This is a genomic window from Hydromonas duriensis, assembly GCF_004363775.1.
In the GTDB taxonomy this organism is placed as follows: domain Bacteria; phylum Pseudomonadota; class Gammaproteobacteria; order Burkholderiales; family Burkholderiaceae; genus Hydromonas; species Hydromonas duriensis.
In genome coordinates this window covers 19,297-32,456 of sequence record NZ_SNZE01000022.1, presented here as the reverse complement: position 1 = coordinate 32,456, position 13,160 = coordinate 19,297, and the positions used below count along the sequence as shown (strand labels likewise).

The following is a 13,160-nucleotide window of genomic DNA, read 5'->3' as shown; positions in this document are numbered from 1 at the left end:
GGACTCGAACCATCGACCCCTGCGTTATCAACACAGTGCTCTAACCAACTGAGCTAAAGACCCGTCTTCGATCCAACATTTGGTGGAGGATGACGAGCCAGAACCCATCACTTAATCGTTTGTTTCTAAAGGCTTGCCGCCGTTGCAGCTTTACCACTTACCCCTTGAAACACCCCTACCGTCTCTATTTGCGTTTAAATATACTACTTTAATTCCGTCTTATCTCTTGCTTGCTTCGTCGCTACTGCGTCGTCACATCCAAGACCGCAATTATGAACCGAACCCGCGACCCTGTCAACACCTTTTTTCAAATAATTTTTAGATTTTTACGTGCCTTACTCCAGCACAACCCGTTAAACCCTTTAAAACAATGGCTTACAAGGCAATTAGTCGAGTAAAAACTTTCCTAACTTTTTTTCTAAAAAACATTTGAATACCCCAGCCGTACTTTTACTTAGGGTATTTCCCAACAAAAACGAGCACCAAGTGATGCTCGTCCTGTGGTGATTGTACACCACCTTGCTGCGTTTTAATACAATGAAATCGACCGTTATGATGGTTGGCCTGCTTTTATGGCTTGCCTTTTAGTTTACCCTGCTTTGCCGCCACGGTTATTGGATGCGCCTGTCTCATTTGGCGGTAAGCTATGGACAAAATACGAGGCATCAAGAATCATGCTGCCAATAATGAGTGCTGAGAACCCAAACGGTATTACTCTAAAAACCGTTTTAAAAAGAAGAGCGGCGGCTGGATGTGAAAGTGTAAATGGCATGGGGAGGTGTGATGTTCATTCTACGATTTCAGAACATTTTACTTTGTTTTGAGCCCAGCATTATTTATCAACCTTGTTTTCAATCATGCCCATAGCCTGCAATACTGCAAGGAGCCGCGATGCGCATTCTTCATGTACGGCTTCACTGTCTATTCGATTGCGCAACACCGCAGCTTTTAAATCTTGATTGCTGTTGATTCGTAGTTGCGGCAAGGGGGCACACGGCTGACGCAACGCCACATCAAGATAGGGCTTAGGGGGCAGTGTTGCCACTGTGGTTGTACAGGCGGACAAACTCATCATCAGCAGTGCAAGGCTTGTTTTTAGAATTGCTGGATTGTTGATGTTCATAAGTAGTGACCTCTTGATAACGTTGCTGGGCTTTCGCTTGAGTGGCCGCATTGGCTTTGATGTAGTTTTCGTTGGCCGTCTTATTCGCTTGCTGTTGCTCTTGCATCGCTTGCAAGGTTGATTGCGTGACGGCATTCATGACTTCGGCCTTGGCTTGTTCCTTCGCTTTTTGAATCTGCTGCTGATATAAGTAAACGACTAGGGCAAGGCATAACAACGCAGCCACTATATAAACGATGACTCGTTTGAATGGCACACTTAATTGAGGTGCAAGCATCTTCATCGGTCTTCTCCCAGATAAGGTTTGTATTTATATCGGCGCGACAAAAACACGGAACGGACATGCTGGCGATTGATGTCACACGCATTACGTTGGCCATATAGCGCTTTCTTTGATTTTAGGCAGTGACGCTCTACATGACCGAACCACCGATTGGCATCACAGTCGCCCGACAGATGGCACGCCCTTCTCTCATTAAGAACACCTGCTATGCCGCCGTTGTATGCAGCATCGCACATGTGATAACGTGGCACGGGGTTTTGTACAATGTGTTGTAAACGGTCATTGCATTGCTTAACCATTCCCACCATCAAGCGAAGTTGCAAATCTGGACGCTGATACACATTATCCCAACTCAACTCTGACAGGCCTGGTATGTGCTGCTTGCCATCTGCCAACGCATCAAATCGCAATCGCCCATTGCGGTATGCGCGTGTGATTTGCCCAAATCCCGCACCTTCTTCACGGCTGGTTTTAAGTTGACTGCGTGGGTTCCAGCATTTGGAGTGAGTTAAGCTAATACAACTCTCTTGCTCAACCAAACCTCCAAAATAGCTGGGTTGTCGATGTGTGGGCATGGCTCTAGTGATTTCTGCTTTGAGCATGGGCAAATATGTGGGCGCTTGCGCTGGCATATTGGCGTGTAAGCTCTGTGCCCGAGCCACCTCAAGCCAGCACATGACCCATATGATGAGGCTACGTTTAATCATGGAGCGCCCCAGCCATCGGCATTAAGTTATTGGCATTGCTGAAGTCGTGCATTAACCCACCCAATAAATTGAGCAAGCCCACCATTAAGATGGCAACGGCCAACACCACTAAACCCGCTGCGGTCGGATGGCCTTTGGCAATGATGGCGTACTCACGCAAATCAACGTAATCCAGCATGGCCTTTCGTAAGAAATGACTATAGGCCAGTGCAATCGAACCCGTGAACAGTGTGGTTAAGAATAGCGCGGTATAAAGCCCATGGTCTGCATCCGTATAAAGCAGCAACATTGTTGCAATGATGGCCAATATCCACACACCCCAGAATCGCGCACGTTTAAAGTGCTGTTCATACAAGCGAGTCAGCGGATTGCCATTGTTTGTGTTTGGTTTGATGTGGGTGTCCAAGACTTTATGGGGTGCTTGTGCCTTATGGGACGTTTGTGCCTTGTAACGGTTGGTTTTTAGTTTATTGTGTTTACGAATCATGCTTTATCTGCCTTTGCTTCAAGTGTTTCTAAAATTTGTATGAGTTTCTTATTGATATGATTGTTGTTACGGGCCAAATCTGCCTGAGTGACATACTCAATCGCCATCATCAATTCAATGGAGTGAAACGCATTCTTTAACCGGTTATTCGATTGCCATAGCGATTTTAAAAACCAACTCATGGCTCCTGTCAGAATTAAAGCCAGCCAATTAATCAGAGTCTGATCCACATCATGTCCTTTCTTGTGTTGATAAAGCTATTTGAGCGCAGATTCAAACTGAATGACGATGTCATCCAATCCATTGATTGTGTTGGTTTGCTCAATTCGGTCTTCAAACGCTTGTCTCTGACCGATAATGTGTCCACATAACGTTTGCCAAGCTTGCGATTTTTCTAATGTGCGTTGTCGTAAATCATCAAGGTCAATTTGTCGTGCAGAGGCAATCCCTTCGAGTAAAGGGGTTGGACTGCTGTTATCCAGCGCCCATGCTTGAGCTTCAGCGGCCTGAAGCGGATAAGTATCCCGCTCCATCTGTGGCGCGGCATTTTGTACGACTTGGTCGATAAAGGCTTGTGCGGCTTGCGCGACTTCAGCCAGTTTGCGAGCCTTGGCATCCGTGAGCTGCTCTTGCTTGGACTTGCTGTGCGCATCCAAAACTTTCCCGCCCATGGCCATATAATTCGTATATTCATCCAGTAAAGGACTGGCCACCCCCAATGGCACAAATGCACCCGTAACCAGATGCTGAACCACATCCAGTTCACCTGTACTTAAATTGCGCATATATTGATATTGAGGCGTGCTGATGTCGGCGGCCTCGTGTGCGGTGGCTGGATGGTCTGAAATGATGTATGTCGCTTGCATGAGGCTTCTTTCTTTATAAACGCGCATTGGCTGCATAGTGATATTCAAGAGCCACATTGGAGTTGTAGCCAGTAAAGGCGATGCTGTGAATGCCTTTAGTCCCCCACTCCATACCCGCAACGTTGTAATTGGGCGTGGCTGCACTGCTCACCAAACACGCATTATTAACAGCCCCTGTTACCGTGTTGTATATCGTGATGGCTGGTTTAGAAATCATTTCAATTGGAAACTGAGTTGAGGTGGTATTAATCATTTGATCGTTGATGTCGTTCAACGTCCGTTTAAAACCTGACGCTTGAAACTGGTCAGGGTAAGGCGTACCAACGGGGACATAGGTGGGATAACTTTTACAGTAATAGCGCTGGCATTCCATCAATTCAATGCTGAACGGCTTGGGTAGCCACGGACTGGGCTTGATGCGCTCAATTGGAAAGTCATGCGGGTACACACAATCTTCGACCTTCCAAGCCGTGGTGTGAACCTCAATCGAAGCGGCCGATTGCACCTGAAAAAACATTTCTGCATAACTGCGTTCTTTGGGAATGGTCAAAGGATTGTTGCCTTCATCAGGCGCAGGAATGTCGAGCACCACATAAATCCGTTTCCAATATGGTGTGATTTCTGCATTTTTAGATACACTGCCCGTTCCTGTTGAACTGACCACACGTTGTACCCCTAAAACGCACGGCAAGGTGGGGCCTTCTTCTGGCAAATGCTCTGTAACGTTAAAGGCTTGGCCGTTATAACCAGCAATCCGAGCATAAAGAGAGAACACCACCCGCCGCCCCGCATAGGTGTAATAATTCTGTAAAGAACGATTTTGAATGCTGACCAACCCAGCTCCTCCACGATAACAGGCCATGAAACGATCAACCCCACGGGGTAACGCATCGTCAATGCCGCGCACAGCGGCGCCGTTATGCGACGGCGAGGCGGGCCAACGCGCCATCACTACATTAATACCGCCCGTGTCATTTGCACGACCTCCGTGCACCACATAACAATCTGCGGTGTAGGGCAACGTCAGTTTGGCAATGTTGAAATTGGTGTTTTCTTGCCAAATGTCCATGCCGCCGTTGGTCAACAGGTTGGCATTGATACCGACCGTATCGTATTGGGCATAAGGGGCATTCGGATGCGGTTGTTCGTTTTCGATATGTGCATCTAAAGCGGCCAATGCCAGCGATTGACCTGAGTCGGCCACAATCGTGACGGTTCCTGCGGGTAAAGTGGTGAAGCGAATGGTGTAATTGATGACCGAGCTTTTATAGGGGGAAACATAGTCTAAAATACCGCCATCTGAACGCTTGACCTTGCAGAATACAACATCACTGTTGCCGTCATAAATCCAAACTTCATCGAAACCATATTCACTGTCCTTTGAGTCTATCGTGGCACGAATACGCACCTGCCCATTGCCCAGCACCATGCCAACTGCGGGATAGTCGCCTTGTGGTACGCCTTTAACCACAGGCTGAACTTTTGTCAGGTTAATTTTAAAACCGTTGGCATCGGCCACGTTATGGGTCGCTGCCGCGTAGCCTTCTACAGTGATGGTTGAGTTCAAACTCAATTGTGATGCGGTCGACATGTATATATTCCAGTGGTCTACGGTGTTATAAAGTAATGGTTAAACTTGCCAATGAGGCTGCTTCGCTACAATTAACAAATACCTGGCTATCAAATACGCAAGTTTCGTCAATGGTGTCGTTGCTGCTCATAGTGGACAGTGAGACCACCTGCGCATCGTGTGCATACCCCAACTCTGTCAGCAGGGGTAAGGTTCTAAATACCTTGGTCACAAATAAGCGGGCAGCCAGCACTGAGCGCACACTCCGCGCCACATCTGACGGGAATGTTCTGACAAAGCCACTTAATTCTATGCTGAGTCTGCTCGTTAAAAAATAGTCGTTCCTGTCCTCACCTTCAGCCGTTATTTCGTCGGCAGTTTTTAAACAAGTTGGATAGGGTTCGCTCTTTTTTTGCCATAATTGATTGATTTGAAAGTCATTGCCCCAAGCGCACTTGATGAATGTACGCAGGAAATGTAAGCCTCTCTTTTGATTGTTGTGGCGTTCGGCCAGCAGCAAGTAGCGGGCATTGTCACGCTCAAGGTTGACGGTATTGAAACTGGCAATCCCATCGTTTTTGAGGTTTTTAAGCATAAGGTCGCGCGAACCCCAATGTGGGGCGCAGTACACACTGATGTCTTGCGCCGCATCTGCCATGTGTTTTTGCCATAAACGGATGGTCAAAGCCTTGAGTTGGGCTTCAACTGCATCATAAGCAGCCGATTGTTGTAAGGGAGTAAGGTTGTGTATGCCCATGCGCTAAAACACCACCAACGCATCATTGCTAATTTGAATGCTCTGTTTTGAAACGTAGCGAAACTCTTCTGGATAACTGGCGATGCTGTCATCCGTCACAGCAATACTGAGGTCACTGATGGCATCTTGTAGCTCTGTGATTTTGTCTTTGAGTAGTTCGCCTGTGGCGCGCCAATTGATTCGATTACGGCCGCGTCTGGCCCATTGTGAGTCACGACCATATTGAGCCAGTAACACTTCTTGAATACGGATTTTGACAGACTCAAAATCATGGACGGGCGATAAGCGCAATCGTATCTCGATGGGAATGTGTTTTTCAAGCACGTCAACAAAGCGCACCTTATAACTGTCATCGGCGTATTCGATAACCTGACGTATGCGTGCTTGTGCTTGCTCGGGACTAATATCGCTTTTGATGAATGAAACAAATAAGGTGTTGATGTTGTCTATACTGGCTCCACGCACTGCCTCTTCGAGTTGTTCATTCCACACCGACAAAAAGACAAATGGGGCAAGCTTGCGTGTGAGTAGAAATTGGAACTCGGCAAGGTACACGGCGTTTTCGTCATAGATAGACGGAAAACTGGTCATTTCCCGCATTTCAACAATATTGGGGGGATAGGCACCACCATCGAGCATGGCGTCGGCATAAAGTTCGGTCTGTTTGTCGGATTCACTCGAAAAACTATATTCGAAGCCAAATGGTGTGGCGTTGCTGATTTGTGTCTGACCATAGGTGTAATACAGTACAACATCAAACTGCTCTCCCAAGGATGGGACATAGCCTGCAATGCCTGCAATTCCAAATTCAATCCATAAGCGCATGGATTCGTCTGACATGAGGTGATAGACCTCGTCATTGGGCTCGGTGTTGTTGAAGCGTTCGGCCAGTTTGAATGTGACTTGATCTGTCTTGCGAATGACATCAATTGCGATTAAGTATTGGTCAATGTCTAACGGTGGTATTTCGATTTTGTAGAAGTTAGCCGTATGGGTGACTGTATGGCTCACCGTCTTACGTTCTCGTTGAACGGCTGTGACACTGGCCAACCCTTGAGGCTGGACTGTGGCGCCATCAATCACTTGCCATACGCGACTTTTGTTATCAAGTAGACGCCGCCCTGCTTCTATCGTATTCGTAGTTTGGCTGTTGTTTTTTATGTTGATACGCCAACGCGGTGGTTTGGCGTAGGGCATCACGCCCTTGGCGGTGGCATCGGCCAGCACCATACTGTCTCGGGCGCGTGTCCATGGTTCGACCTCTGCCAGTCCTATTTGCCATGAGACCATTGCAAGCATCTGTGCAATGGCACCCATTTGCTGAGTTATTAAAGTGTCGCCCGCTTGTACACGTATGGCAAGCTCTGGGTAAGCCGCCAACTCTTGAAGGGCACTGTCGTATAGGTCTTTTTTAGTGAGAATGTCGCTCATTGCTAGAGCATAAGCGATGAATGTACTGTTCTTTTTAGCCGTTCCGAAATGGTGTTTAAGTACTTAAAACATTATCACCAATGGTAATGTGCAACTTTTTCCCATCAAGCCCTGCGTTTTCAAAATACAAGTTGATGACACTGCGAGGGAGCGCTCCCAACGCCGAAATATCAACCCGCATTTTGTCAATAATCGCATCCCCATCAAAAGTATTCATTGGTTTATGCAGGTACGCTTTGAGGTCTATGCCATAACCAGAACCGAGATACCCATTAGTTGAAGTGGCGAGCCAATGTTTGACTTGATTCAGTAAAAATGGTGAGTCAATAAGCTTTTGCATTTATCTAAAATATTTCAATACACTTAAAGGTTTGGCGTATGCTCGTGGACGTTGCTCTTGCGCCGAATCAAAAATTGCCACCGCATTTTGAAGCCAATTGGCTGGCCCAACGGATAAGCGCATCATCGGTTCGTGTGGCGGCGCGTTTTGTGCAACCTGCCATCGCGCCTCTCTAAGCAATTGTTCACGCATTTGGGCTTCGGACTCTAGTTGAGCGATGGCTTCAAGCATCTGTTCTGATTGAGCCGCTTGATAGTGCCCCGCTTTCGATAGCTGGTTTAAAGTTTGCACCATGGCATCAAACACCGCCGTTTGTTCAAGTTGCGCTTCTTGAAGGGCTGTTATCTTTTGTTTGTTGGTGAGTTGCCCCCATTCCACGTCACTGCTGTCCATGACATAGCCACGGTTACGATTGAAGTTGGGACTGCGTACATAGTCAAATCCAAGAAAGTCAGTCGGATGACGCTCATCTGGTGCGACCACGGATGAAAAACCGCCTGTTTTTGAGGTATGCCACTCTTGCGTTACTTTGCCTAAAGGCGTGTCTAAAAATCGCTCTTGATGCTCGACCGTGCCATCCGCGTATGCTTTCAGGTAACAGGTTGTGAAGGCGGGCTCAATTGGAATGAGCTGGCCGTTATTTAGTGCCACTTCAGGTGGCCGCAAACCAAAATTACGACGAATGTCATGCCCTAAGTAACCCACCATGTCGCCACTTTTAACCGCTTCTTGTGCTTTGTCTCCATTGACAAGTCGCATAAAGGCCTCGACATTAAATGCTCGTTTTTGCCCGCTGAAACTGCGCCCTAGTTCTTTGACGTTATAAGTAATGATGTCTGTGGTGATGCCCATTTATGTTCTCTCTGTTTCTGCTGAGTGAGGTTCTGTGCCATCTTCTGTGACTTCCCCTGTGTATATTTGGCCGTATAGTACTGCGTCGTCTTCATCGAAGCCCAATTGCTCTTTAAATAGATGGGTGGCGGTTTTTGAATCAAGACCTAAATCTTTCATCTGCTGCATGATTTGAACCAAAGTAGCCGATGCTGCCATTTTGCGCTCTTGCACCTCTTGTTGCTCTCGGTCTTGTGCACTGGATGAGCCTACAAAATTGACCGTATAGGGTCGATCAGCTTCGCTAAAAATGCCGCCGTATTTGTACTGACAATGTACATCTATCACATGATGAACAAATCCCGACATGGCTTGGCGTAGCATTCGCGCTCGATGCGCTGATTGCGCGGAGACTCTGAAGAAACCACCTTCACCTAATCCTCCTGACAATATGTCCGAAAAACCGAGCATTGATAAATCCAACCCCAATGCACCTGCAAGCAGTTTGGCGTATAACATCACGTCATCAGTATCATAGCCTTTGGCGTTGCCACCACCTGCAATCGTCCCGCCCGCATCAATGGCGTACAGTTGTTTTTCTCGCCAGGTGGGAATCAAATGAAATATTTTTTCGACAACGGGTTCACGGTTTTTTATGGCGTCCGCCGCTCTTTTTTTGGAGGCCATTAACATGCCTGACACGCGACTGAAAAACTCTTTTTGTTGGTCATGCGTCATGTCTTGCATGTTGACACCGAACATGGATTCACGTACTGAATCTAAAATGCGGCTTGAACTTAGGCCTGTGAGTGCGGACTGTAATAAAAAGAATGGTTTTTCTGCTGCTTCTAAAAATGAACCGCCAACCAAGGCAGGTAGGTTGGGCAAGGCATTGAAGTCGTCTTGCGCGACGGCTTGTTTCCATTGGTTATATTGTGCACGAGGCTGTGGTACAAATAGCATTCGCGGCATTTTAAGTCGTGCCACTTGCATGACGGTCAACGGAATGAGCTCTCGATTATCGACTGAGACTTCATAGCCAACAGTGCGACCGCCTTTTTCAAAGGACTGTACCAAGGGAGGTAGATAGAACTCTGAGGTGTCTATATGAATAATGCCGTTGCCTTTTTCGCCATACAACCGAGCATACGCATCACCCATCCCTATACCAACATATCCAATTTGATAAGCGATTTCGTTGATTTTATTTGACAAGGCTGTGTTGATTTCGCTGATGAGCTTTTTTTCTTTGGCGTTGGCGGTTGGTTTGGACTCAATGAAAATCACCTCGCCTGTGGTTTCATGTCCACCGAGTGATTGGGTCACGTGCAAATTGAGCGCCGCTGAGATAATCGGGTCACTCATCATGTACAGGTATTGTTTGTAGACCTCCCAGCGCACACGGCTGGGCATCTCAAATGATGACAAGACTTGAGAAATCGACACTGCATCAATTTGCGTGTTCGATTGGTAGCCTGAGTTTTGAATGTCAGATGCACTGGCGTAGCTGAATGCTTGGCCGTTGGCATCTAGGATTGAGGAAGATTGCATAGTGACCCAGTTTGAATTGGGTCTATGATAGGATTTTTTATAGTAAATTTGAGTAACAGTTCCTTAATTTAAATGGTAAATTAGGAATCACTGATCTTAACTCCACGAAACGGTTTTACTCAATTCAAACCTCTGTAACTTAAAATGAATTCATCTTGAATATACGGCCGCCTTGGTCAGCATCATGTAACATCAAAATAATTTCTTCATCTGAAAATTTGCTTTTAGGTAAATCTGAATCAATTAAAGTAATAATAGATTGAACACCCATTTCAGTATACTCTCTGAATACATTGAGCAAGTTTTCTTTTAGTTTATCATCTAACGACTCAAACACACCATCATGAAAAACGAAATGAGGGTATTTATCATTCAAATGCGCTTTTTGTAGTGCTAGATCATATGCAACGCACAAAAGTTTTTTATATGAATGCCCACGATTTCCACTTGTAAAACCACCAGAATCATTCAGTAACTCCTCTTTAAAATATATATGCTCTTCTCCATTAACATCAACGCTTATTAAAGCATTTCTGCCCAAAACCCTTTGGGCTATATCTGTAAAATAAGAGCGGATATTATTAAACAAACTTCCTTTTTCTGAATTTTGCGTGTTGATATTACTTAACAACGAAGCTGTTTGAAAATCACAAATCTCTTGCAATGCTTTTTCCTCCGACTGCATAGTATGAAGCTCGTTAATTAGCAGTCTTTGACGTTCTAAAATACTCAAATCTAATCTAATTGCGGTTATATCACCAGTTGCAACTTTATACTTTTCAAAAATATCTTCAGAGCCTATAAATTTGAGATTCTGGCTTCTCTCAGAGTTTAGTCTGGACAACTCTGAACGCAATCCTTGACTCTCTTGTTCAATTTGCTCACGCTCCTTAATGAGATAAGCCTGACGCTCATCTGATATGGCTCGATTAAATTTAATCAACTGTTCAAAATCTTTTTTTATTTGACCACCAAAAACAACTCCTGCTTCGTCAAATAACTTTCTAGCACCTTCTGGGTCAAAAGAAATAATCGTACTTTGGAGTGACTGCTGAACTCTCTTGTTATTCAACTCTAACGAGTAAAGCTTTTGATTTAAGTAAGCAATTTCCTCATCAAGACCATCAACAAGCTGTGTTATTTTACTTTGGTCTTGAGAAGCAAAATCAAAAGAGTCCAAAACTCTCTGTTTCTGCTCTAACTCATTTTGTTTTATCTGAATTAAGCCCTCAATTCGGCTCAAACCATCTGCTACGTCCCCAAGTTCTGCTTTTTTCCTTGCAATCTCTTTTCTCTTCTCTTTCAAAGAACTTTCATGCAAGTATTGATTTTTAACTAACTCGCCATCAAACCCTAAAATTTGAGCTACATATGGTTTCCAATCAACATGTTTGCCACGATATTTTCTAAGCTCAAATAAGTCTTCATAGTCGATTTGAGAACGTAAATGAAACCCTATTCCTTTCCTAAAGTCATAAGGTGCAACACTCTGTAAGTTCAAAAAACCATCTAAAAGAGTTTTTGATTTGTCAAACGGAACCTCAGCATGACTCCAATCGCTAATATCTACCGAAGAAAAATCTTGAAATTTTAAATCATGCTTCATAAAACTAATTTTAGAAGCTAGCTCAACTGAACGGCGAATAGTCAAAAAGGAGTTGCTTGCAAGCTCAACTTCAAGGAAAAACACAAATTCTTTGAAAACATCTTCATGCTTAAACAAGAACAAGTTTGGGTCGCGTTTGGATAAAAGACAAAAGTCAATGATTGTACCTAACGAAGATTTTCCTAAATTATGTGAATTTTTTTGTTTGTTTTCAGGTAAGTGGATTTCAGCCAAAACAACATTCAACCCATCGTTAAACTCAATAGGATTAAACAAGCTACTTTTATTAGTATACAACTTAGAAAGTTTCATTTTGTGCCCGTATATTCAACAGAGTCATTTTTCTCGTGGTATTCAATTAGCCCAAGTAAAAACAGTAAATTAAGTGTGTCTTGAAATAAAAACGCACCTCCTTTAACCTTACTCTTGCTCAACTCATGTAACTCTTCATATCGGATAATGCGTTTTTTTCTTATCTGTTTTAGCAAAATTACGCACAGATGAATTACCGTTTGATCAGGGTGATTGTGTTTAGTTGGTCTGAGCATCATCACTTTCTCCGATATCACAATTCCAATACATATAAAACAACATCAACCTAGTTAGTTTTGACTTAGATTTTAACACAGGGTCCCGCTCTGTTAACAATCGATGCAAATAAATCATAACTTCGTCAAAAGACTGATAATCTTTTCGCTTAGCTATAATATTTAGCTGAAATTCACAAATTGTATTTTGGTACTTTTCTGATATATCTCTATTTTCAGGAGCCATTAGAAACTCATCAATTTGTCGTGTCTGGTAAAGATATTTACTCTTAAGTTCTTTAGCAAAAGGTTCAGACATGTTATTCAAATGATTTTTCATCGCATAACCTGTTCTTTCGACAGGAGCGCAAAAAACGGACGAGTCCACGCCTGAGAACTGTTGATCAAAACGCTCAACAACATCAGCCAAATCAGAGGGTGAAACAATTAGAGGCGAATCAATTGGATCAATATCAGCGTATATAGCAGCATTTGGGAAGCGTTTTAAAAGGATCTCTAAATCATCAACTCCAGCCAAATGCACTGATTCAGATGAAATACAGCATTCATCACAAATAACGGTCTTCAATCTCATTTGGGTATCCGCTGATAGTCGGCGATTTGTGAAAAGTAGATAGTGATCTAATTCTTCTGAAGACTTCAATTTTCGAATACGCGGAATTTCTGACGCAATGACTGACTCTGTATTCCCATAAAAATCTTTTTCTGAGCAGCTTTTACTTGCACTTTGAACATGCTTAGCTTGTATTATCACTGTACCACACCAAGGATCGGTGAAACTTGGAAATCCGTTGGTCGTACCTGTAAATTTAGCGTCTCGACCGCCATCACGTCCTGAGGTAAAACCTTGTGTGGAGAGGCCTAAAAACTCTTGACAAAGACACACAACCAAACGCTCAAACTGTTCAGAGCTTAGATTCTCATAAGCATACTTCGTCATTATCACTCCCTTGTCTATTTACTTTAGGTTTTACAAAACAGCCTGCTATTTTAACTCTCAAACATACTCGACTATTTGAAAATAATGCTTTTGTCCAGTGCTCTGCTCAGGATCACTGCT

Annotated in this window: 16 protein-coding genes; all 16 read right to left on the bottom strand. The window is 44.3% G+C overall.

Translation table 11 applies throughout. The features are described 5' to 3' along the window. Positions 1 to 589: 589 nt before the first annotated feature. The 16 genes from DFR44_RS11805 to DFR44_RS08990 all read right to left on the bottom strand — a co-directional run bounded on the left by DFR44_RS11805 (position 590) and on the right by DFR44_RS08990 (position 13,040). On the bottom strand, positions 590 to 772 hold the full coding sequence (locus DFR44_RS11805; RefSeq protein WP_133621257.1) for a DUF4184 family protein: 183 nt from the start codon (positions 770 to 772) through the stop codon (positions 590 to 592). A gap of 60 nt (positions 773 to 832) precedes the next feature. After that, positions 833 to 1,045, bottom strand: coding sequence for a hypothetical protein (locus DFR44_RS09060; protein WP_133621256.1), 213 nt, complete (start codon positions 1,043 to 1,045; stop codon positions 833 to 835). Beyond that, the gene (locus DFR44_RS09055) at positions 1,026 to 1,406 is read right to left on the bottom strand and encodes a hypothetical protein (RefSeq protein WP_133621254.1); all 381 of its coding nucleotides are present in this window, start codon (positions 1,404 to 1,406) and stop codon (positions 1,026 to 1,028) included. The genes DFR44_RS09060 and DFR44_RS09055 overlap by 20 nt, the downstream gene beginning before the upstream one ends. After that, positions 1,403 to 2,113 carry a lysozyme family protein gene (locus DFR44_RS09050; RefSeq protein WP_133621252.1) on the bottom strand — a complete coding sequence of 237 codons (711 nt, stop codon included), beginning with the start codon at positions 2,111 to 2,113 and terminating at the stop codon, positions 1,403 to 1,405. Before DFR44_RS09050 ends, DFR44_RS09055 begins: the two co-directional genes overlap by 4 nt. Further along, positions 2,106 to 2,600 (bottom strand): hypothetical protein, encoded by a 495-nt coding sequence (locus tag DFR44_RS09045; RefSeq protein ID WP_133621250.1) that lies wholly within the window; start codon positions 2,598 to 2,600, stop codon positions 2,106 to 2,108. The genes DFR44_RS09050 and DFR44_RS09045 overlap by 8 nt, the downstream gene beginning before the upstream one ends. Then, on the bottom strand, positions 2,597 to 2,830 hold the full coding sequence (locus tag DFR44_RS09040; protein WP_133621248.1) for a hypothetical protein: 234 nt from the start codon (positions 2,828 to 2,830) through the stop codon (positions 2,597 to 2,599). The genes DFR44_RS09045 and DFR44_RS09040 overlap by 4 nt, the downstream gene beginning before the upstream one ends. A gap of 27 nt (positions 2,831 to 2,857) precedes the next feature. Next, positions 2,858 to 3,466 carry an aldo-keto reductase family protein gene (locus tag DFR44_RS09035; RefSeq protein WP_133621246.1) on the bottom strand — a complete coding sequence of 203 codons (609 nt, stop codon included), beginning with the start codon at positions 3,464 to 3,466 and terminating at the stop codon, positions 2,858 to 2,860. 13 nt (positions 3,467 to 3,479) lie between these two features. Then, positions 3,480 to 5,057: a hypothetical protein gene (locus DFR44_RS09030; protein ID WP_133621244.1), complete on the bottom strand. Its 1,578-nt coding sequence runs from the start codon at positions 5,055 to 5,057 to the stop codon at positions 3,480 to 3,482. Between the two features lie 25 nt (positions 5,058 to 5,082). Beyond that, a complete protein-coding gene (locus DFR44_RS09025) occupies positions 5,083 to 5,793 on the bottom strand; it encodes a hypothetical protein (protein WP_133621242.1) in 711 nt (236 codons plus the stop codon). 3 nt (positions 5,794 to 5,796) lie between these two features. Then, positions 5,797 to 7,224 carry a hypothetical protein gene (locus tag DFR44_RS09020; protein WP_133621240.1) on the bottom strand — a complete coding sequence of 476 codons (1,428 nt, stop codon included), beginning with the start codon at positions 7,222 to 7,224 and terminating at the stop codon, positions 5,797 to 5,799. A 55-nt stretch (positions 7,225 to 7,279) separates the two neighbouring features. Further along, a complete protein-coding gene (locus tag DFR44_RS09015) occupies positions 7,280 to 7,564 on the bottom strand; it encodes a hypothetical protein (RefSeq protein ID WP_133621238.1) in 285 nt (94 codons plus the stop codon). Then, entirely contained in the window at positions 7,565 to 8,416 is an 852-nt protein-coding gene (locus DFR44_RS09010; protein WP_133621236.1) for a hypothetical protein, read from the bottom strand. It abuts the gene before it with no gap. Further along, positions 8,417 to 9,946, bottom strand: coding sequence for a hypothetical protein (locus tag DFR44_RS09005; RefSeq protein WP_211336925.1), 1,530 nt, complete (start codon positions 9,944 to 9,946; stop codon positions 8,417 to 8,419). Between the two features lie 139 nt (positions 9,947 to 10,085). Then, positions 10,086 to 11,864 carry a DUF2326 domain-containing protein gene (locus tag DFR44_RS09000; RefSeq protein ID WP_133621234.1) on the bottom strand — a complete coding sequence of 593 codons (1,779 nt, stop codon included), beginning with the start codon at positions 11,862 to 11,864 and terminating at the stop codon, positions 10,086 to 10,088. After that, positions 11,861 to 12,100, bottom strand: coding sequence for an ABC-three component system middle component 8 (locus tag DFR44_RS11750; RefSeq protein WP_133621258.1), 240 nt, complete (start codon positions 12,098 to 12,100; stop codon positions 11,861 to 11,863). Before DFR44_RS11750 ends, DFR44_RS09000 begins: the two co-directional genes overlap by 4 nt. Continuing rightward, a complete protein-coding gene (locus DFR44_RS08990) occupies positions 12,084 to 13,040 on the bottom strand; it encodes an ABC-three component system protein (RefSeq protein ID WP_133621233.1) in 957 nt (318 codons plus the stop codon). The genes DFR44_RS11750 and DFR44_RS08990 overlap by 17 nt, the downstream gene beginning before the upstream one ends. Positions 13,041 to 13,160: the final 120 nt, after the last annotated feature.